Here is an 18,893-nt window from a genome sequence, read left to right as displayed (position 1 = left end):
GAGGTGACGGCCGCGCCGGTTCGGGGGCCCGGGGGCCTGCCCCCGGTTTCGGGAAGGGGCGGGTACGGGGAGAGTCCCCCCGCCCCGGAGCCGCCGCCCGCCGGGCACGACGCCCCGCCGCGCACGCAGGCCCGTACCGCCGGTCCGGCGCACGCACCCGGCCGGCGCCCCCGGGGCGACGTCCGTCCCCCCGACGGGAGCCCCTCCGGCCGAGACACCCCGGCGGCCGACGCCGCAAGCGGGGCTGCGCAGCCCCCCACCGCCCCGGCGGCGGCCGCGTACGCCCAGCCCGACACCCCGCGGCACGCGCCGGCCCGCAACGCCCTGCCAGGGGCCTGGACCACCCCGGCGGAGGCCGCGTACGGCCAGCCCGCCACCCCGCCGCACGCGTCGGCCCGCAACGCCCTGCCAGGGGCCTGGACCACCCCGGCGCAGGCCACGGGCGGCCCGCTCACCGCCCCGTCGGGACCCGCCCCGCGGGACGCGCAGCCCCGTACGGCCCCGCCCACGGCCACGGCCACGGCCACCGCCACGGGCGAGCCCCGAACCGAGCCGGCGGCCGCCAGGCCCGCCCCCGCAGGGCCCCGCCGGATCGAGGGCCTGCTGCTCGGGCTCGCCGCCGGCGACGCCGCCGGGTGGCCCGCGGCCCGCCACCGGGCCAGCCGCATGCCCGAGTGGACCCGCCGCCTCACCCGCGAGCTCGACACCTTCGCCGAGCAGAACGCCACCACCACCCTCCCCGTCCCCATCGCCCTCAACCAGCCCCCGGAACCGCTCCGCCTCGGCCCCTCCGACGACGCCGAGTGGGCCGCCTTCGCCGCCGAGTCCGTCCTCACCGCCGCCGGCGTGCTGCTCAGCGACCTCTCCCGGTCCCGCCGCATGCGCGCCGCCATCGACCTCGCCTGGAACGCCCTGGCCAGCGAGGTCGCCGCGGCAGCGGAACGCGCGCCCGAGGTCGAGTCCGCCGTCCTCCCCCTCCGTGCCCGGATCTCCGTCCGCGCCGGCCTCGGCAACCTCGCCGCCGGCCTGCGCCCGCCCGCCACCGGCCACGACAACCCGCACTACTTCGACGACGCCGCCTGCATCCGGGCCTGCGTCCTGGCCGTCGTCCATCCCGGGGACCCCGAAGCCGCCGCGGACCTCGCCGAGTTCGACGCCCGCTACACCCAGGACGGCGACGGGGTCCACGGCGCCCGCGCCATGGCCGCCGCCATCGCCACCGCCCTCGCCTCCACCGGGACCTGTACGGCAGCGGACACCGACGCCGCCGTCGACGCCGCCCTGGCGCAGCTCCCGGAGTCCACCGAGATCGGCCGCAACGCCCGGCACGCGGTGAAACTCGCCCGCGCCGAGACGACCGGCGGAGCCTTCGCCATCGTCCCGCTCCTGGAGCACCAGATCGTCGACCACGTCTACAGCTACGGGATCGCCGCCGCGGAAACCGTCCCCGTGGCCCTCGCCCTCGCCACCGCCGCCCGCGGCCGGGTCGGCGAGGCGGTCCCGGCCGCCGCCTGCCTGTCGCGCGTCGCGGACTCCGCCCCCGCCCTCGCCGGCGCGCTGACCGGCGCGCTCGGCGGCGGCGACTCGCTCCCCGCCGCCTGGCGCGAAGCGTGCCGCACCCTCTCCGGCTGCGCCCTCCCCCGCCTCGCGGGCACCGACCTCGTCGAACTGGCCGCGCTGCTCACCCGTACGGAACTCACCTCACCCAAGCCCCAAGGAAAGCCCCGGACATGACGACCCTGACCCCCGTGGACCCCACCCCCGACACCACCTCCACCTCCACCTCCACCTCCCCCACCCTGGACGACCGGATCACCGGCGCCCTCGTCGGCGCGGCCGTCGGCGACGCCCTGGGCGGCCCGGTGGAGGGCTGGACACCGGAACAGATCGTCGAGCGGCACGGCGGCCGGGTGCGCGGCGTCGTCGGGCCGTGGCACGAGGACTGGCGTACGGCCCGCCCGATCGCCCCGTACCACAAGGGCGACGGCCACGTCACCGACGACACCCTGATGACGCACGCGCTGGTACGGGTCTACGAGGCCGTACGGGACCACCTGGACGCGTACGCGATCGCCGAGCACCTGGTCCCGGACCTGATGACCACCCCCCGCTGGATCCCGGAACTGGAGGCGGACGCCCTCCCCCTGCAGCGGATCTTCCTCGCCGAGAAGTGGATCGTGACCCGGCTGCACTACGCGCACGCGGACCCGCGGGAGGCGGGCAACGGCAACATCGTCAACTGCGGCGCGGCGATGTACATGGCGCCGGTCGGCCTCGTCAACGCGGGCAATCCTGCCGGGGCGTACGCGGAGGCGCTGGACGTCACCGGCGCGCACCAGTCCTCGTACGGGCGGGAAGCGGCGGGCGTGTTCGCGGCGGCGGTGGCCGCGGCCTGCGTGCCGGGGGCGACGGCCGCCACGGTGGTCGACACGGCCCTCTCCCTCGCCAAGGACGGCACCCGCGCGGCCATCGCGGCGGTCTGCGAAGTCGCCGCCGGCCACCGGGACTTCGAGTCGGCGCTGACCCCCCTCCGGGCGGCGGTCGCCCCGTACGACTCGGTCGGGCCGGACTACCGCACGCCCTCCCTGGGCGCGCGGCGCCCCTCGCGCCTGCACTCCATCGAGGAACTCCCGGTGGCACTGGGCATGTTGCTCATCTCGGACGGCTGCTACGAGACCTCCGTGCTCGGCGCGGTCAACTACGGCCGGGACTGCGACTCCATCGCCACCATGGCCGGTGCGATCGCGGGCGCCCTGTCGGGCGGGGCGGCGGTCCCGCCCGCCTGGGCGGACCGGGTCGCGGAGGCCAGCCGCCTGGACCTGCACGCTCCGGCGTCCGCGCTGGCCTCGGTCACCCGGGAGGTCTTCGCCCGCGACCGCTCCCGCCGCCGCGCCCACGAGGCCGCCTTCGCAGCTCTGACGGCCCCCCGATGAGTCCTGCCTCCCCGACCTCGCCGCCACCGTCGAAGTCGGCCTCCCCGGCCCCGGCGCCGACCGTCCCGCCCCTGGGCACGCGCGCGGCCCCGGGCACCCACGGAGCCACGGGAGCGGCGACCCGCGGCTCGGCCCCGCCGACGCCCGCCCCCGGACCTCCGGCCCACGGCCCGGTCCGGCCCGAGACTTCCCCCACCCCGCCCCTCCCCGAACCCGGAGGCAAGCCCCCGGCCCCCTCGCCCCCGAGCCTGCCCACCCCCGCCGGCAAAACGGCCCCCACCCCCGAACCGGGCCTACCCACCCCCCACGGCGAGACGGCCCAGCCGCCCGGATCTGGGCCCGGCGACCCCCTCCGGCTGACCTGGGTCCAGCCCGAGGACCTGGTCGGCCACGAGTTCCGGCAGGCCGCCGAGGACGGCCGCGGGCAGGCCGCGGAGCCGCTGCTGCGCGTCTGGCTCGCGGCGGGCGGCCACCTCGCCCCCACCCGGGCGGGCGCCTCCCCCACCCCGGCCCCACCGGAGCTCCGAGCCCTGGCCACCGACCTCCTGACAGCCCTCGCGGCCCTCCCCACACCCGCCGAACCGCCCCCGTGGCCCGACCCCCCGGGTCACGGTGCCGCCCAGGCCCCGGGATCCGGGGACCTGCCCCCGGCTTCGGGAAGGGGCGGGGTGGGGGAACCCTCCCCCACCCCCGACACGACTCCCGCCGGAGTCGCAGGCGGCCACGCCACCGCCACCCACGACCCCGTCCTGCGCCGCAGGCTGGAGGCCGCCTGGCTCGGCCGCGCCGTCGGCTGCGTGCTCGGGAAGCCCGTGGAGAAGCTGCCCCTGCACGGGATCCGGGCCCTGGCCCGGGCCGCCGGGAACTGGCCGCTCGCCGACTGGTTCACCGAGCGCGGCGTACCACCGGAGGTACTCGCCGCCCACCCCTGGAACCGCCGCTCCGCGCCCACCTCCCTCGCCGAGAACATCGACGGCGCCCCCGAGGACGACGACCTCAACTACCCCCTCCTCGGCCTGCTCCTCCTCCAGCGCCACGGCAAGGGCTTCACCACCGCCGACGTCGGCCGGCTCTGGCTCGACGAACTCCCGGCCGGCCGTACCTTCACGGCCGAGCGGGTCGCGTACCGCAATCTCCTCCAGGGTCTGGAGCCCCCCGCCACCGCCACCCACCACAACCCCTTCCGCGAATGGATCGGCGCCCTGATCCGCGCCGACGTGCACGGCTGGACCAACCCGGGCGCCCCGGCCGCCGCCGCGGCCCAGGCGTACCGGGACGCCGCCCTCACCCACACCGGCAACGGCGCCCACGCCGCCACCTTCGTGGCCGCCGCCACCGCCACCGCGGCCACCGGCCAAGCCGACGTGCACACCGCGCTCCGGGCCGGGCTGGCCGCCGTACCGCCCCGGTCGCGCCTCGCCGAGGCCGTGCGCTTCGGCATCCGGACGGCCTCGGACGCACGGGACACCGCCGCCGGCTTCGATACCGTCGTCGACCTGCTCCACGCCCGCTACGGCCACTACCACTGGGTCCACGCCGTGCCCAACACCGCCGTGATCGCCGCCGCCCTCACCCACGCAGACGGGGATTTCACCCACTCCGTCTGCCGCGCCGTCTCCGGCGGCTGGGACACCGACTCCAACGGCGCCACCGCGGGCGCCCTCGCCGGACTGATCGCCGGCTCCCCCGACGCCATCCCGCACCGCTGGACCGCCCCGCTGAAGAACCGCCTCGCCACCACCGTCCCCGGCTTCGACGGCATCGGCTTCGACACCCTCGCCCACCTCACCGCACAGGAGGCAGCCCGCTCATGACGGCCATCGCCGTGCTCGGCAGTACCAACATGGACCTGGTCGCCTACGTGGCCAAGGCCCCCCGCCTCGGGGAAACCGTCACCGGCCGCTCCTTCCGCACCGTCCCCGGCGGCAAGGGCGCCAACCAGGCCGTCGCCGCGGCCCGTTCGGGCGCGGAGGTGGTGATGATCGGCGCGGTCGGGGCCGACGAGTTCGGCGTACGGCTGCGCTCCGCGCTCACCGGCGCCGGGGTCGAGACGGCGGCCCTGCGCACCGTCGAGGGTGCCAGCGGCACCGCGCACATCACCGTGGACGACGAGGGCGGCAACAGCATCGTCGTCATCCCCGGCGCCAACGCCCGCGTCACCTCCCTGGAACCGGGCGACGCCGCCCGCATCGGCGCCGCCGACTCCCTGCTCCTCCAGCTCGAGCTGCCCCTGGAGGCCGTGCTCGCCGGCGCCCTCGCCGCCCGCGCCCGCGGCGTCCGGACCATCCTCACCCCGGCCCCCGCCCAGCCGCTGCCCGCCGAACTCCTCGCCGCCACCGACCTTCTGGTCCCCAACGAACACGAGGCCGCCGCGCTCACCGGGCTCACCGACGTCCACCGCGCCGCGGCGGCCCTGCTCCAGGACGTGCCGGAGGTGGTCGTCACCCTCGGCGCGGCCGGGGTCCTGTACGCCGCCCGCGGCCGCGAGCCGCTGACCCTGCCCGCGCCGCGCGTACGGGCCGTGGACACCACCGCCGCCGGAGACACCTTCGTCGGCGCGCTCGCCGTCGCCCTGGGCGAGGGCCGGCCGATGCCCGAAGCCCTGCGCTGGGCCTCGGCGGCCGCCGCCCTGTCCGTGCAGCGCCCCGGCGCCCAGGACTCGATGCCGACCCGCACGGAAACCGACGCCTTCGCCCTCTCCGCTTCCGGCCCCACGACCGACCCCGAGCCCGGAGCCGCCTCGTGACCCCCACCGGCCAGGACACCACCGGGACCGGGACCGGGAGCGGCGCCGCCGCCCCGCCCCTGCGCGGGCTCCGCGTCCTCGACCTCGCCACCCTCTTCGCCGGTCCCCTCGCCGCCACCCTCCTCGGCGACTTCGGCGCCGAGGTCGTCAAGGTCGAGCACCCGACCCGCCCCGACCCCTCCCGCGGCCACGGCCCCGCCAAGGACGGCATCGGGCTCTGGTGGAAGCTGCTGGGCCGCAACAAGCGGACGATGACCCTCGATCTGTCCGCTGCCGGCGGCCGGGACACCCTGCTGCGCCTCGTCGCCACCGCCGACGTGGTGATCGAGAACTTCCGCCCCGGCACCCTGGAGCGCTGGGGTCTGGGCTGGCCCGAGCTGTCCGCCGCGAACCCGCGGCTGATCCTGACCCGCGTCACGGCCTTCGGCCAGGAGGGCCCGTACGCCCACCGCCCCGGCTTCGGCACCCTCGCGGAGGCGATGAGCGGCTTCGCGTCGATCACCGGGGAGCCGGAGGGGCCGCCGACCCTGCCGCCGTTCGGGCTCGCGGACTCGATCGCCGCGCTGACCACCGCGTACGCCGTGATGGCGGCGCTCGCCGGGCGCGACCGCACCGGGCACGGGCAGGTGGTGGACCTGGCGATCATCGAGCCGATCCTGACCGTCCTCGGGCCGCACCCGCTCTGGTACGACCAGCTCGGTTACGTCCAGCCGCGCACCGGCAACCGTTCCACCAACAACGCCCCCCGCAACACGTACCGCAGCCTGGACGGCCGCTGGCTGGCGGTCTCCGCCTCCGCCCAGTCCATCGCCGAGCGCGTGATGCGGCTCGTGGGCCGGCCCGAGCTGATCTCCGAGCCGTGGTTCGCGTCGGGTTCCGGCCGGGCCGGTCACGCGGACGTGCTCGACGAAGCGGTCGGCGGCTGGATCGCCCGCCACAAGGCGGACGAGGTGACGGCCGCCTTCGAGGAGGCCGAGGCCGCGGTCGCGCTGGTCTACGACGTACGGGACGTCATGGCCGATCCGCAGTACGCGGCCCTGGACACGATCACCGAGGTCGAGGACCCGGAGCTGGGCCCGATCCGCATGCAGAACGTCCTCTTCCGGCTCTCGGAAACCCCGGGCGCCATCCGCTGGGCGGGCCGCCCGCACGGCGCGGACACCGATGCCGTCCTCGCCGAGATCGGCCTCTCCCCGGCCGAGATCACCGCTCTGCGCACGGAGGGGGCGCTGTGATCCTGACCTGGCTCTACGTACCCGGCGACCGCCCGGAGGTGGTCTCCAAGGCCCTGCACGCCGGAGCCGACGCCGTCATCGTGGACCTGGAGGACGCGGTGTCGGCCTCCCGCAAGGAGTACGCCCGCGGCGCCACCGCCGAACTGCTCGGCGACCGGTCGCACCCGGTACCGGTCCACGTCCGCGTCAACGCCCTGGACTCCCCCTGGGGCGGCGCCGACCTCAGCGCGCTGGGCGGGCTCCACGGCCTCGCCGGACTGCGCCTGCCCAAGATCTCCTCGCCGGAGCAGATCGCCGCCACCGCCGACCGCGCCGCCGGGGTGGCCCTGTACGCCCTGCTGGAATCGGCGCTCGGCGTGGAACGGGCCTACGAGATCGCCCGCGCGCACCCCGCCCTGCGCGGGCTGTCCCTGGGCGAGGCCGACCTGCGGGCCGACCTGGGCGTCACCGCGGAGTCGGGCCTGGACTGGCCGCGCTCCCGGGTGGTGGTCGCGGCCCGCGCGGCCGGGCTGGCGCCGCCGGCCCAGTCGGTGTTCCCCGACATCCGGAACCTGGAGGCACTGGCGGCTTCCTGCGCCCGGGGCCGCGCCCTCGGCTTCCTGGGGCGCGCGGCGATCCATCCGCGCCAGCTCCCGGTGATCGAGCGGGCCTACCTGCCCGGCCCGGCGGAGGTCAGCGCCGCCGAGGAGATCGTGGCCGCGGCCCGCCGCACCCCGGGCGCGGTGGCCCTCCCCGACGGCCGCTTCGTCGACCCGGCGATGCTGGCGGGCGCGGAACGGATCATGGCCCTGTCCCGCCGGGACGCGCCGGTACTCTCCTGACCGACACGGCGCCGGCGCGGGTCAGCCGGCCGCTGGTGTTCCGGTGGCTGCACGACGCGCTCGCCGAGGACGCCCTGGACCGCGCCGAGCCGGCCTGCTCCGGTACGGTCGCCCGGCCCGCGCGCTGGAGTCCGTACGTCCGGCTGCTGCGCGCGGTGATCGCGCTGTTGCCGCGCCGGTGAACGCAGAACGGGAGGGGCGCCGCGCATCCGCGCGGCGCCCCTCCCGTTCGACCGTTGCTCCGGTCAGAGCTTCTTGGCCCCGGGGGCCTCGGCCTTGTCCTTGTCCTTGCCGTCGGCTTCGCCCTCGGCGTCGGCCGTGACGTCGTCCCCGGCCTCTGCGGCGACGTCGCCCGCGGACTTGTCCTGAGCCTTGGCACCGGCCTTGGCCTCGTCGCTCTCGGCTTCGCCGCCCCCGGCCGGGGTGTCCCCGTCCTTGGCTCCGGCCACGGAGTCAGCGTCCGGTTCGACGACGTCCTCGCGGCCCGGCCGCAGCTTCGCCGACAGGACCAGGTAGGTCACGGCGAGCACGAAGACGACGATCGAGGTCCAAACGTTGAGCCGCAGGCCGAGGATGTGGTGGGCCTCGTCGACCCGCATGTACTCGATCCAGCCGCGCCCCACGCAGTACGCGGCGACGTACAGCGCGAAGGCCCGCCCGTGTCCGAGCGTGAAGCGGCGGTCGGCCCAGATCACCAGGAGGGCGACACCGACGCACCAGAGGGACTCGTAGAGGAAGGTCGGGTGGTAGGTCCCGGCGACCCGGTTCGGGCCGTCGGTGATCTCCACCGCCCACGGCAGATCGGTGGCGCGGCCGTACAGCTCCTGGTTGAACCAGTTGCCCCAGCGTCCGCAGGCCTGGGCCAGCGCGATGCCGGGGGCCAGGGCGTCGGCCCAGGCCGGCAGCGGGATGCCGCGCCGGCGACAGCCGATCCAGGCACCGACCGCGCCGAGCGCGATGGCGCCCCAGATGCCGAGGCCGCCCTCCCAGATCTTGAAGGCGTCGACCCAGTCGCGGCCCTCGCCGAAGTAGAGCTGGTAGTCGGTGATCACGTGGTAGAGGCGACCGCCGACCAGGCCGAACGGCACCGCCCACACGGCGATGTCCGCGACCGTGCCCGGCTTACCGCCGCGCGCGACCCAGCGCTTGTTGCCGAGCCAGACGGCGACGAAGACGCCGATGATGATGCAGAACGCGTAGCCGCGCAGCGGGATCGGCCCGAGTTCGAGCACACCCGTCGACGGACTGGGAATGAAGGCAAGGTTCATGGCAAGACCCGACGCTACCTTGCCGGACGGTGGTGACCGCAACCCGCCCGGCAAGCTGCTGCCGAATCGAGACGGCCGTCAGTGCCCCATGGGCATCCCCGCGTGCTCCGGGGAAGCGTCGGCGGAGCCCGGCCCGCCCGTGGCCGAGCGGCCGGCCGGGCGCGCGGCCGGGGACGAGGAGGAGCCCGAGGCCGTGCCCGAGCGGGCGGAGGAGGCCTTCGCCGAGCCCGACGCGGACGGCGACGGCGTCGCCGATCCGGATCCGGACTTGGACTTGGCCGGGGAGCCGGACGCCGCCGGGGACGGGGAGCCCTTCACGCCGCCCGGGCCGCCCTTGCCGGCCGCTTCCACCTTCTCCTTCAGCTTCTGCGGGGTCAGCGGGTTGGCCTGGTCCGCGAAGATGTCCGTGCCGTCGAGCAGCACGGTCGGGGTCCCGCGGAACTTGCCCGCACGGAAGGCCTCCTGCGACTTGTTCACCCAGCTGTCGTGCGTCCCGTCCTCGACGCACGTGCGGAACGCGGCGGTGTCCAGTCCGTCGACCTTCCCGGCCAGCTCCAGCAGCTTGGCGTTCTTGCCGTAGGCGTCGTTGGTCTCCTCGGGCTGGTTGTCGAAGAGCACGTCGTGGTACGGGGCGAACTTCCCGGAGTCCTGTGCGCAGGCGGCCGCGTTGGCGCTCTTGAGCGAGCCGGTGCCGCCCATGTTCCCGTCGATCAGGGTGACGAGGTGGTATTCGACCTTGAGGAGGCCCTTGGCCTCCAGCTCGTGGATGGTGTCCCGGTAGTTGGTCTCGAAGGACTTGCAGGCCGGGCAGCGGAAGTCCTCCCACACGGTCAGCGTGGAGGGGGCCTCGCCCTTGCCGGTCTGGATGGCGAGTGCGTCCTTGCCCGTGGCCCCGGACGGGGCGACCAGCGGGCCGCCCTTGGCGGAGGATCCGCCCTTGCCCGCGTTCGCCGCGATCAGGCCGACGACGGCCGCCAGCCCCAGTACGCCGACCACCGCCGCCGACACGACGAGGGTCCGCCGGCGCTTGTCCCTAGCCTTCTGCTTCTCGCGCTCCACCTGGAGTCGCTCGCGGGCCGATCGTTTCGTCGCATCGCGGTTCGCACCGTCGTTCATGTCGCTCACGTTCGGCCAAACGAAGCAGGGAGGCACTCTCGTGCCTCCCTGCCCCTACTTCCACCCGATCGGGCTACAGAACCCGCTCAGGGGTCCGGCTGCCCGATCGAACGCGCCGCCCGTCAGGCCCGGCGCACGCCTCAGCTCCGGCGCACGCCCTCGGCGAGCTCGCCCGCCAGCGCCTCGACGGCGGCCAGCCCGGCGGGCAGGTCCGGCGCGTCGAGCAGCAGCTTCACGAAGGCCGAGCCGACGATCACACCGTCGGCGAAGCCGGCGACCTCCTTGGCCTGGGCGGCGTTGGAGACGCCCAGTCCCACGCAGACCGGCAGGTCGCTGGTGGCGCGGGTACGGCGCACCAGATCGGCGGCCTGGTTGCCGACGGACTCGCGGGTGCCGGTGACACCCATGAGGGACGCCGCGTAGACGAAGCCGGAGCCGGCCGCCGTGATGGTGGCGAGGCGCTCGTCCTTGCTGCTGGGCGCCACGACGAAGACGGTCGCCAGACCGTGCTTGGCCGCCTGCTCGCGCCACAGGGCTGACTCCTGGACCGGCAGGTCGGGCAGGATGCAGCCCGCGCCGCCGGCCTCGGCGAGCTCGGCGGTGAACCGCTCGACGCCGTAGCGGTCGATGGGGTTCCAGTAGGTCATGACCAGGATCGGGGCGCCGGTCGCCTCGTAGGCCTCGCGGACGGTCCGCAGCGTGTCGGCGATCTTGACGCCGCCGCGCAGGGCGATGTCGTCTGCGGTCTGGATGATCGCGCCGTCCAGGACCGGGTCGCTGTGCGGGAGGCCGATCTCGACCACGTCCGCGCCGCCGGCGATGACGGCCTTGACGGCTGCGATGGCACCGTCGACGGTCGGGAAGCCGGCCGGGAGGTAGGCGACGAGGGCCGCACGGTCCTCGGACTTCGCCTTCGCGAGGGTGGCCGACAGGAGTTCGATGGTGCCGCTCACTTGGTCTCCCCCTCGGAGGCGTTGGCGTCGTACAGGTCGAAGTAGCGGGCGGCGGTGTCCATGTCCTTGTCGCCGCGGCCGGACAGGTTGACGACGAGCAGGCCGTCCTTGCCGAGTTCCTTGCCGAGGTCCAGGGCGCCCGCGAGGGCGTGTGCGGACTCGATGGCCGGGATGATGCCCTCGGTGCGCGAGAGGAGGCGCAGGGCCTGCATCGCCTGGTCGTCGGTGACCGCACGGTACTCGGCGCGGCCCGCGTCCTTGAGGTAGGAGTGCTCGGGGCCGATGCCCGGGTAGTCCAGACCGGCCGAGATGGAGTAGGGCTCGGTGATCTGGCCCTCCTCGTCCTGCAGGACGTAGGAGCGCGATCCGTGCAGGATGCCGGGCTCGCCCGCGGTCAGCGTCGCCGCGTGCTCACCGGTTTCCACGCCGTGCCCGGCGGGCTCGAAGCCGACCAGGCGGACGTCCGCGTCCGGGATGAAGGCGTGGAAGAGGCCGATGGCGTTCGAGCCGCCGCCCACGCACGCCACGACGGCGTCGGGGAGGCGTCCGGCGCGCTCCAGGATCTGGCGGCGGGCCTCGACACCGATGACGCGGTGGAAGTCGCGGACCATGGCGGGGAAGGGGTGGGGGCCGGCGACCGTACCGAAGAGGTAGTGGGTGCGGTCCACGTTGGCGACCCAGTCGCGGAACGCCTCGTTGATGGCGTCCTTCAGCGTCCGGGAGCCGGACTTCACGGCGATGACCTCGGCGCCCAGGATGCGCATCCGGGCCACGTTCAGGGCCTGGCGCTGGGTGTCGATCTCGCCCATGTAGATGGTGCACTCGAGGCCGAACAGGGCGCAGGCGGTGGCGGTGGCCACGCCGTGCTGGCCGGCGCCGGTCTCGGCGATGACGCGGGTCTTGCCCATGCGCTTGGTGAGCAGAGCCTGGCCCAGCACGTTGTTGATCTTGTGCGAGCCGGTGTGGTTCAGGTCCTCGCGCTTGAGGAAGATCCGCGCGCCGCCGGCGTGCTCGGCGAAGCGGGGCACCTCGGTGAGGGAGCTGGGGCGGCCGGTGTAGTTGACCATCAGGTCGTCGAGCTCGGCCGCGAAGGCCGGGTCGCCCTTGGCCTTCTCGTACTCGACGGCGACCTCGTCCACGGCGGCGACGAGCGCCTCCGGGATGAACTTGCCGCCGAAGTCGCCGAAGTAGCCCTCGGCGTTGGGGATGTGACCCTCGGGGTCCGGGATGAAGAAACTGCTGGCGCTGGACATGCCCAGGTACTCCTACGGATGCGACGCGGATGTCTTCACCGTATTGCGCCGTCCGCCCGCGACGCGCACACCCCGCTGGGGCATGGGCGTACGAGGGTGCGGAGCGGCCCGCCCCGGAGCCGGCGGCTCGGGGGGACGGACCGTACGGGGACGCCGACGGACGCGGTGTACGACGTACACCGACCGGCGGGCCTCGTTACGACGCGACTCCGGGTCGCCATCGCATGCCGTTGACCTGACCGGGCTCGGAGCCGATCACGTACCGGACCCGCCGCCCGCGCACGCGCCGGGCCGGGGCGCGGCAGCCGCGAGGGCGGCAGCCGCGCGCCAGGGGCGCGTGCGCCGTCGGCACGCCGGCCAGGGCGGAGCCCGGCCGGGTGCGGACGGAGGGGCGGCTGGGGAGTGTCGTCAAAGTAGCGTCGGCCGCCCGCAGGGCGGTGCCGGCGGGGCCTGGTGCGTGCGATCGCAAAGCGGAGGAGGGAGTCGACGCGGAGCGTCGGCGACCGACGACAACGCGGCGAGCGTGCGTGCCAGGCCCCGCCGGCCAGACGCTACTTTGACGACACTCCCTAGGGGCCATGGGTACGGGTCAGCTCCGCCCGTGGCGCAGGGCGGGGTGGGCGCCGGCGGCGACGAGGTCGGCCACGGCCGACTTCGGGTCGCGGCCGGTCACCAGGGACTCCCCGACGAGGACGGCGTCCGCGCCCTCGTTCGCATAGGCGATCAGGTCGTGCGGCCCGCGGATGCCGGACTCGGCAACCTTGACGATGTGGGCCGGGATCTCTCCGACGACGCGCTCGAAGGTGGAGCGGTCGACCTTGAGGTCCTTGAGGTTGCGGGCGTTGACGCCGATGATCTTGGCGCCGGCGGCGACCGCACGCTCCACTTCCTCCTCGTCGTGGACCTCGACGAGCGGGGTGAGGCCGATGGACTCGGCCCGCTCGATGAGGGAGACGAGGGCCTCCTGCTCCAGGGCCGCGACGATCAGCAGCACGAGGTCGGCGCCGTAGGCGCGGGCCTCCCACAGCTGGTACGCCGTGACGATGAAGTCCTTGCGCAGGATCGGGATGTCCACGCGGGCGCGGACGGCCTCCAGGTCGGCCAGCGAGCCACCGAAACGACGCTGCTCGGTGAGGACGGAAATGACCGCCGCACCGCCCGCTTCGTAGTCGGCGGCGAGCCCGGCCGGATCGGCGATGGCGGCCAGCGCACCCTTGGAGGGGCTGGAACGCTTGACCTCGCAGATCACCTTGACGCTGTCGCCACGCAGGGCAGCGACGCCGTCCTTGGCCTGGGGCGCCTTGGCGGCACGCTCCTTGAGCTCGTCGAGGCTGACGCGCGCCTGCCGTTCGGCAAGGTCTTCGCGGACCCCTTCGATGATCTCGTCGAGCACACTCACGCGAGCGGCCCCCTTCCGGGTCGATGACGGTCGGCCGCCTTGCAGACACGTACAACTGCAAGGTCAGCAGTTCAAATGGTATCCGCAGGACGCCTTGCCCTCCGCACGCGGCTGACGGCGTCCCATTAAATGGACATCCGGAATATTTACTTCAGCTATACCTCAGGGCGCCAGGAAAGAGCCCACGGGCAGGTTCCGGACAACGGAGAAGACCAGGGCCACCGCGCCGATCCCCCACCAGTACAACGGCCGTACGACGAGCCTCGGAGCCCGCACCCCCCGATAGGCGCGAACCAGCCACAGGGCCATGAAGCCGGCGAAGAAGAAGTAGCCGGCGACCGCCAGGGCATTTGCCCCGATAGCTGTCACGAGATCGCCTTGGGCGAACGCGTGTGCGCTGCGCAGCCCTCCGCAGCCGGGGCACAGGACCCCGGTCAGCCGGAACAGCGGGCAGGCCGGATAGTGGCCGGGTTCGTTCGGATCCACGGTCCCCACGTACGCGAGGGCCGCGGCGGCCGCTGCCAGCGTGAGCGCCGGACGCGCCAGCCGGCCGGCCCGGGATGCGGGCGCGGGAGGCGGTGCGAGGTCGGTCGTTCCAGAGGAGGCGTCCACCCGCTGATTCTCTCCGCTCATGACAAAAGGCGCAGCCCGACAGGGCCGCGCCTTTCGAAAACCCGCGTACCGGCTACCGCCCGGTCAGACCTTGGCGGCGACCCGGTTCGCGGCGATGACCTCGGCGAGGTCCTGGTGCGCGGCCTTCGGCGCGCCCATGCCCGCAGCGCTCATCGCCATGCCCACGACACCGCCGATGACGACGACGACGAGGCCCGCGTAGAAGCCCAGCGGGTTCGCCAGCACCATGAAGGCGCCGGAGATGCAGAAACCGATGACCGCGATGATGACACCGGTCCAGGCGGCCGGGGTGTGTCCGTGGCTAGTGCCCGCCATGAGTTGCTCCTCGTACTCGGGTGTGCTCCGTCGCACGCCGCACGTGCTGTGTCGCACGGTGCTGTGTTGAACGGTGCTGTGTCGAACGCTCGATGGTCATTGTCCCGTACCAGGAGGCGACCTCGTTCACGGGGTCCGCTCCGGGTTCACGGGGTCGGTCCCGGTTTCACGGAGTCGGGTCCGGGCCGGTGGGGTCCTCGCCCCGGTCCAGAGCCTTCCACAAGTCCTCCGGCCTGTCCGGGTCCACCACGGCCGCCTTGCGCGGCTGTGACCCGCCGGGCCCGCCGTCGCGCTCGTAGCGGCCGCCCATCGTGGGCCAGGTGCTCCCGAAGCGCAGCGCGAGCAGTCCGGCCAGCAGGATCAGCGCCCCGCCGACGGCCGTCACGTAGGGCCATGCCGTATGGGTCAGGCCGGCCACGTGGGCCGCGGTGTCGGCCGTCGTACGGGCCGCCTCCGCGTCCAGGGCACGCCGGCCGTCCGCGTTGGCGAGGGCGGCCGCCCCCGCGCCCAGGCCGCTCAGCGCGAGCAGCGCCGAGACCAGCAGCCGGCTCCTGCCGCGTACGGCGAAGACGGCGACCAGGGCGGCGAGCCCGACGATGGCCAGGGCGGCGGGCAGGCCGGTGACGGCCCGCCCGTCGGCGGTCACCGGCAGCGAACCGCCGCCGATGGCGGCGACGCCCCGGGCCCAGACGCGGCCGGAGGCGAGCAGGACGACGGTGGCGCCGAGCGCGCCGAGCAGCAGGGCGACGGCCACGCTGCGGCGGCCGCCGCGGCCCGAGGGGGCCTCGGGCTCGGCGGCGGCATCGGCGTGTTCGGTTCGGGGCGGGGGTACGGCACTCACGTACCCCACTATCCCCTACGGGCTCAGGCGCCGTGGAGGCGGTTCGCCGCTGCCACCGCGCGCAGCACCGCGGCGGCCTTGTTGCGGCACTCCGCGTCCTCCAGCTCGGGCACCGAGTCGGCGACGACCCCGGCGCCGGCCTGGACGTACGCCTTCCCGTCGCGCAGCAGCGCGGTGCGGATGGCGATGGCGGTGTCGGAGTCCCCCGCGAAGTCGAGGTAGCCGACGCAGCCGCCGTAGAGCCCGCGGCGGGTGGGCTCCAGCTCCTCGATGATCTGCATGGCGCGCGGCTTGGGCGCCCCGGACAGGGTGCCGGCCGGGAAGCAGGCGGTGAGCACGTCGAAGGCGGTCCTGCCCTCGGCGACGCGCCCGGTGACGGTGGAGACGATGTGCATGACGTGCGAGTACCGCTCGATGCTCATGAAGTCGACGACCTCCACCGATCCCGGCTCGCAGACCCGGCCGAGGTCGTTGCGGCCGAGGTCGACGAGCATGAGGTGCTCGGCGCGCTCCTTGGGGTCGGCCAGCAGCTCGTCGGCGAGCTCGTTGTCCTGCTGCGGGGTGGCGCCCCGGTGCCGGGTGCCGGCGATGGGGTGGACCATGGCCCGCCCGTCCTCGACCTTGACCAGGGCCTCGGGGCTGGAGCCGACGACGTCGAAGCCGTTCTCGAAGCGGAAGAGGTACATGTACGGGGACGGGTTGGTGGCCCGCAGCACCCGGTACACGTCGAGCGCGGAGGCGCTGCACGGGGTCTCGAACCGCTGCGAGGGCACCACCTGGAAGGCCTCGCCGGCCCGGATGCGCTCCTTCACGTCCTCCACGGCGGCCTGGTACTTCTCGCCGCCCCACAGGGCCGAGTACTCCGGGAGCTGCGAGTCCGGCAGCGGCATCGGTGCGTACGGGGCGGGCCGTGCGAGGTCGGCCTCCATGGCATCGAGGCGCGCGACGGCGTCCGCGTACGCCTCGTCCACGCCCGCGGCGAGGTCGTTGTGGTTGATGGCGTTGGCGATCAGCTGGACGGTGCCGTCCCAGTGGTCCAGGACCGCCAGGTCGGAGGTGAGCAGCATCGTCAGCTCGGGCAGCTGCAGGTCGTCCTCGGTGTGCTCGCCGATGCGCTCGAGGCGGCGCACGATGTCGTAGCCGAGGTAGCCGACCATGCCGCCGGTGAAGGGCGGCATGCCGGAGGCCAGGTCCCGGGGGGTGTGCAGGGCCTCCACGGTCTGCCGCAGGGCCTCCAGGGGGTCACCGGAGGTCGGGACGCCGACGGGCGGGGTGCCGATCCAGTGGGCCTGGCCGCCTTGGACGGTGAGGGTGGAGGCGCTGCGGACGCCGACGAAGGAGTAGCGCGACCAGGAGCGGCCGTTCTCCGCGGACTCCAGGAGGAACGTCCCGGGGCGTTCTGCGGCCAGCTTGCGGTAGAGCCCGACGGGCGTGTCACCGTCCGCCAGCAGCTTGCGGCTGACGGGGATGACGCGGCGGTCGGCCGCAAGCTTGCGGAACGTCTCAAGATCCATGGCGTGGGACCTTACTTGTGATCGGCTTCGGCTATTCGGCTTCGGCGGTGGGGCCGGAGGGACCGGCCAGGGGGAGGACGTCGGCATCGAAACACGTCCGGGCACCGGTGTGGCAGGCCGCGCCGACCTGGTCCACCTGGACCAGCACGGTGTCGGCGTCGCAGTCGAGCGCGACGGACTTCACGTGCTGGAAGTGGCCGGAAGTGTCCCCCTTCACCCAGTACTCCTGACGGCTGCGCGACCAGTACGTGCAGCGGCCGGTGGTCAGGGTGCGGTGCAGGGCCTCGTCGTCCATCCAGCCGAGCATGAGCACCTCACCGGTGTCGTACTGCTGGGCGATGGCAGGGACCAGACCGTCCGCGGAGCGCTTGAGGCGGGCGGCGATGGCGGGATCGAGGGAGGACGTACTCATGGGAGCCATTGTGCCGGGCCGGGGCGACGATCAAGGATCCCTGTCCGCCTGATGGGCAGGCACGGGGCGGGTTCCGGCCGTAGGCTGGCCAGCATGTCTACCCATGCGAAGCGTGAACGACTGCTGCTGGCCGACCTGTTGGAGTCGGCCGGCCCGGAGGCACCGACGCTGTGCGACGGCTGGCGGACGCGGGAGCTCGCCGCGCACGTGGTGGTCCGGGAGCGTCGCCCGGACGCGGCGGGCGGACTCCTGCTGAACGTCCTGAAGGCCCGCCTGGACAAGGCGATGGAGGAGTACGGGGCCAAGCCGTACGAGGAGCTCATCCAGCTGATCCGCACGGGCCCGCCGAAGATGTCCCTCTACTCGCTGAAGCAGATCGACGAGCTGGCGAACGCGGTGGAGTTCTACGTCCACTCCGAGGACGTCCGGCGCGCCCAGCCGGACTGGTCCCCGCGCGTCCTGGACCCGGTCTTCTCCGACTCCCTCTGGTCCCGCCTGGAGAAGCTGGCCCGCCTCACGGGCCGCCGCTCCCCGGTGGGCCTGGTCCTGCGCCGCCCGAACGGCCAGACGGCGGTGGCCCACAAGGGCGCGCCGGTGGTGACGGTGACCGGCGAGCCGGGCGAACTGACCCTGTTCTGCTTCGGCCGGCAGGACGCTGCCGCGGTGGAACTGGACGGCGAAAAGGACGCGGTGGCCGAGCTGACCACGGCCCAGCTGGGCATCTGATCCTTCAGGCGGTCTGCGGCTGAAGTCGGATCATGGGAATACCCGGACGCACCTTGCCGATCGCGGTGAAGTCGTCGTCGACGTGCAGGACCGTGAGCCGGTGCTGTTGCGCGGTCAGCGCGATGAGGATGTCGATCGGGGACGGACCTCGATGATGGCCGATGGCGGCGAGGTCCCGCTGCACGGCGATGATCTTTGGCCATGGGTCGTCCACGGCGGGGACCCAGCCGAAGGTCTGCCCCAGCATGCTGAAGAACGGCTCGAAGTCCCGGTCGGCCCGGAGGCTGGGCATCAGCTCGGACTCCACCGGTGGGCAGATCGCCACCAGTCCTTGGGCGACGTACTTGACCCAGGGTTCCCCGATCTGCCCCCGTAGCAGCCGCCAGACCGCAGAGGTGTCGGCAAGGTAGCTCACAGGCCGTTGCGCTCCCGCTCTTCAAGCACCGCGAAGTCGAGGAAGTCCTCTGCGTTCTCCTGGAGCCAGCGCAGCGCCCGGGCGCGGTCGTCCGCGCTGATCCCGGCCGCTATCGTCAACGCCCGGTTGATGGTGTCGCGCTTGGTGGTGGTGCCGAGCTGCTGCTGAGCGAAGGCGAGCATCTGGTCGTCGACGTCGATCACAGTTCTGGCCATCAGGAACCTCCAGCGCCGATATACACGTAGGCATCAGTATATCAACCTGGATGTCGAGACGGCTATGCCGCAAGGGCGAGCTCCGCGCGGCAAAGGCC

Annotated in this window: 20 protein-coding genes and 1 pseudogene; 8 read left to right on the top strand and 13 right to left on the bottom strand. The window is 74.0% G+C overall.

Annotated elements, in window-relative coordinates; genetic code table 11:
- Window positions 1-405: 405 nt before the first annotated feature.
- Genes MTF69_RS02760 through MTF69_RS02730 form a run of 7 tightly spaced genes read left to right on the top strand, consistent with a single transcriptional unit; the run spans window position 406 to window position 7,917 of the window.
- Window positions 406-1,734, top strand: coding sequence for an ADP-ribosylglycohydrolase family protein (locus tag MTF69_RS02760; RefSeq protein WP_243330463.1), 1,329 nt, complete (start codon window positions 406-408; stop codon window positions 1,732-1,734).
- On the top strand, window positions 1,731-2,933 hold the full coding sequence (locus MTF69_RS02755) for an ADP-ribosylglycohydrolase family protein (RefSeq protein ID WP_243330294.1): 1,203 nt from the start codon (window positions 1,731-1,733) through the stop codon (window positions 2,931-2,933). Before MTF69_RS02760 ends, MTF69_RS02755 begins: the two co-directional genes overlap by 4 nt.
- Complete coding sequence (locus tag MTF69_RS02750) at window positions 2,930-4,747, top strand: ADP-ribosylglycohydrolase family protein (protein ID WP_243330293.1); 1,818 nt, start codon at window positions 2,930-2,932, stop codon at window positions 4,745-4,747. The genes MTF69_RS02755 and MTF69_RS02750 overlap by 4 nt, the downstream gene beginning before the upstream one ends.
- On the top strand, window positions 4,744-5,679 hold the full coding sequence (gene rbsK / locus MTF69_RS02745) for a ribokinase (protein WP_243330292.1): 936 nt from the start codon (window positions 4,744-4,746) through the stop codon (window positions 5,677-5,679). Before MTF69_RS02750 ends, rbsK begins: the two co-directional genes overlap by 4 nt.
- Window positions 5,676-6,914 carry a CaiB/BaiF CoA-transferase family protein gene (locus MTF69_RS02740; RefSeq protein ID WP_243330291.1) on the top strand — a complete coding sequence of 413 codons (1,239 nt, stop codon included), beginning with the start codon at window positions 5,676-5,678 and terminating at the stop codon, window positions 6,912-6,914. The genes rbsK and MTF69_RS02740 overlap by 4 nt, the downstream gene beginning before the upstream one ends.
- Window positions 6,911-7,735, top strand: a complete 825-nt coding sequence (locus MTF69_RS02735; RefSeq protein WP_243330290.1) for a CoA ester lyase — start codon at window positions 6,911-6,913, stop codon at window positions 7,733-7,735. Before MTF69_RS02740 ends, MTF69_RS02735 begins: the two co-directional genes overlap by 4 nt.
- 35 nt (window positions 7,736-7,770) lie before the next feature.
- The gene (locus tag MTF69_RS02730; RefSeq protein ID WP_243330289.1) at window positions 7,771-7,917 is read left to right on the top strand and encodes a hypothetical protein; all 147 of its coding nucleotides are present in this window, start codon (window positions 7,771-7,773) and stop codon (window positions 7,915-7,917) included.
- 63 nt (window positions 7,918-7,980) lie between these two features.
- Here the strand turns inward: MTF69_RS02730 and lgt are convergent, their stop codons facing one another.
- From lgt to hisI, 11 genes and pseudogenes are all read right to left on the bottom strand, one after another.
- Window positions 7,981-9,003: a prolipoprotein diacylglyceryl transferase gene (gene lgt, locus MTF69_RS02725; RefSeq protein WP_243330288.1), complete on the bottom strand. Its 1,023-nt coding sequence runs from the start codon at window positions 9,001-9,003 to the stop codon at window positions 7,981-7,983.
- Between the two features lie 330 nt (window positions 9,004-9,333).
- A pseudogene (locus MTF69_RS02720) lies at window positions 9,334-10,119 on the bottom strand (DsbA family protein); the annotation flags it as partial.
- A 140-nt stretch (window positions 10,120-10,259) separates the two neighbouring features.
- Complete coding sequence (gene trpA, locus MTF69_RS02715; RefSeq protein WP_243330287.1) at window positions 10,260-11,072, bottom strand: tryptophan synthase subunit alpha; 813 nt, start codon at window positions 11,070-11,072, stop codon at window positions 10,260-10,262.
- Entirely contained in the window at window positions 11,069-12,325 is a 1,257-nt protein-coding gene (gene trpB, locus MTF69_RS02710; protein WP_243330286.1) for a tryptophan synthase subunit beta, read from the bottom strand. Before trpB ends, trpA begins: the two co-directional genes overlap by 4 nt.
- 196 nt (window positions 12,326-12,521) lie before the next feature.
- A complete protein-coding gene (gene trpM / locus MTF69_RS43645) occupies window positions 12,522-12,737 on the bottom strand; it encodes a tryptophan biosynthesis modulator TrpM (RefSeq protein WP_374321967.1) in 216 nt (71 codons plus the stop codon).
- Window positions 12,738-12,914: 177 nt separating this feature from the next.
- Window positions 12,915-13,724, bottom strand: a complete 810-nt coding sequence (gene trpC, locus MTF69_RS02705) for an indole-3-glycerol phosphate synthase TrpC (protein WP_243330285.1) — start codon at window positions 13,722-13,724, stop codon at window positions 12,915-12,917.
- A 162-nt stretch (window positions 13,725-13,886) separates the two neighbouring features.
- Window positions 13,887-14,357 carry a DUF2752 domain-containing protein gene (locus tag MTF69_RS02700; protein WP_243330284.1) on the bottom strand — a complete coding sequence of 157 codons (471 nt, stop codon included), beginning with the start codon at window positions 14,355-14,357 and terminating at the stop codon, window positions 13,887-13,889.
- A gap of 63 nt (window positions 14,358-14,420) precedes the next feature.
- The gene (locus tag MTF69_RS02695) at window positions 14,421-14,672 is read right to left on the bottom strand and encodes an HGxxPAAW family protein (RefSeq protein WP_243330283.1); all 252 of its coding nucleotides are present in this window, start codon (window positions 14,670-14,672) and stop codon (window positions 14,421-14,423) included.
- Between the two features lie 166 nt (window positions 14,673-14,838).
- Entirely contained in the window at window positions 14,839-15,522 is a 684-nt protein-coding gene (locus tag MTF69_RS02690) for a TIGR02234 family membrane protein (protein ID WP_243330282.1), read from the bottom strand.
- A 14-nt stretch (window positions 15,523-15,536) separates the two neighbouring features.
- Window positions 15,537-17,027, bottom strand: a complete 1,491-nt coding sequence (locus MTF69_RS02685; RefSeq protein WP_243330281.1) for an anthranilate synthase component I — start codon at window positions 17,025-17,027, stop codon at window positions 15,537-15,539.
- 31 nt (window positions 17,028-17,058) lie between these two features.
- Window positions 17,059-17,448: a phosphoribosyl-AMP cyclohydrolase gene (hisI, locus tag MTF69_RS02680; protein WP_243330280.1), complete on the bottom strand. Its 390-nt coding sequence runs from the start codon at window positions 17,446-17,448 to the stop codon at window positions 17,059-17,061.
- Between the two features lie 84 nt (window positions 17,449-17,532).
- Here hisI and MTF69_RS02675 point away from each other — a divergent pair, with 84 nt between their 5' ends.
- On the top strand, window positions 17,533-18,165 hold the full coding sequence (locus MTF69_RS02675) for a TIGR03085 family metal-binding protein (RefSeq protein ID WP_243330279.1): 633 nt from the start codon (window positions 17,533-17,535) through the stop codon (window positions 18,163-18,165).
- A 4-nt stretch (window positions 18,166-18,169) separates the two neighbouring features.
- On the opposite strand, the gene MTF69_RS02670 is transcribed toward MTF69_RS02675, so the two are convergent.
- The gene (locus MTF69_RS02670; protein WP_243330278.1) at window positions 18,170-18,580 is read right to left on the bottom strand and encodes a PIN domain-containing protein; all 411 of its coding nucleotides are present in this window, start codon (window positions 18,578-18,580) and stop codon (window positions 18,170-18,172) included.
- The gene (locus tag MTF69_RS02665) at window positions 18,577-18,795 is read right to left on the bottom strand and encodes a type II toxin-antitoxin system VapB family antitoxin (RefSeq protein WP_243330277.1); all 219 of its coding nucleotides are present in this window, start codon (window positions 18,793-18,795) and stop codon (window positions 18,577-18,579) included. Before MTF69_RS02665 ends, MTF69_RS02670 begins: the two co-directional genes overlap by 4 nt.
- Window positions 18,796-18,893: the final 98 nt, after the last annotated feature.

The organism is Streptomyces sp. AP-93 (assembly GCF_022808175.1).
Lineage (GTDB): Bacteria > Actinomycetota > Actinomycetes > Streptomycetales > Streptomycetaceae > Streptomyces.
The sequence above is the reverse complement of the archived record's forward strand: the minus strand, read 5'-3'. Positions and strand labels throughout refer to the sequence as shown.

Coding starts and splice junctions, on each gene's coding strand:
- lgt (WP_243330288.1), bottom strand. CDS start 9,003: ATGAACCTTGCCTTCATTCCCAGTCCGTCGACGGGTGTGCTCGAACTC.
- MTF69_RS02700 (WP_243330284.1), bottom strand. CDS start 14,357: ATGAGCGGAGAGAATCAGCGGGTGGACGCCTCCTCTGGAACGACCGAC.
- MTF69_RS02665 (WP_243330277.1), bottom strand. CDS start 18,795: ATGGCCAGAACTGTGATCGACGTCGACGACCAGATGCTCGCCTTCGCT.
- hisI (WP_243330280.1), bottom strand. CDS start 17,448: ATGGCTCCCATGAGTACGTCCTCCCTCGATCCCGCCATCGCCGCCCGC.
- MTF69_RS02750 (WP_243330293.1), top strand. CDS start 2,930: ATGAGTCCTGCCTCCCCGACCTCGCCGCCACCGTCGAAGTCGGCCTCC.
- rbsK (WP_243330292.1), top strand. CDS start 4,744: ATGACGGCCATCGCCGTGCTCGGCAGTACCAACATGGACCTGGTCGCC.
- MTF69_RS02755 (WP_243330294.1), top strand. CDS start 1,731: ATGACGACCCTGACCCCCGTGGACCCCACCCCCGACACCACCTCCACC.
- MTF69_RS02685 (WP_243330281.1), bottom strand. CDS start 17,027: ATGGATCTTGAGACGTTCCGCAAGCTTGCGGCCGACCGCCGCGTCATC.
- trpB (WP_243330286.1), bottom strand. CDS start 12,325: ATGTCCAGCGCCAGCAGTTTCTTCATCCCGGACCCCGAGGGTCACATC.
- MTF69_RS02675 (WP_243330279.1), top strand. CDS start 17,533: ATGTCTACCCATGCGAAGCGTGAACGACTGCTGCTGGCCGACCTGTTG.
- MTF69_RS02695 (WP_243330283.1), bottom strand. CDS start 14,672: ATGGCGGGCACTAGCCACGGACACACCCCGGCCGCCTGGACCGGTGTC.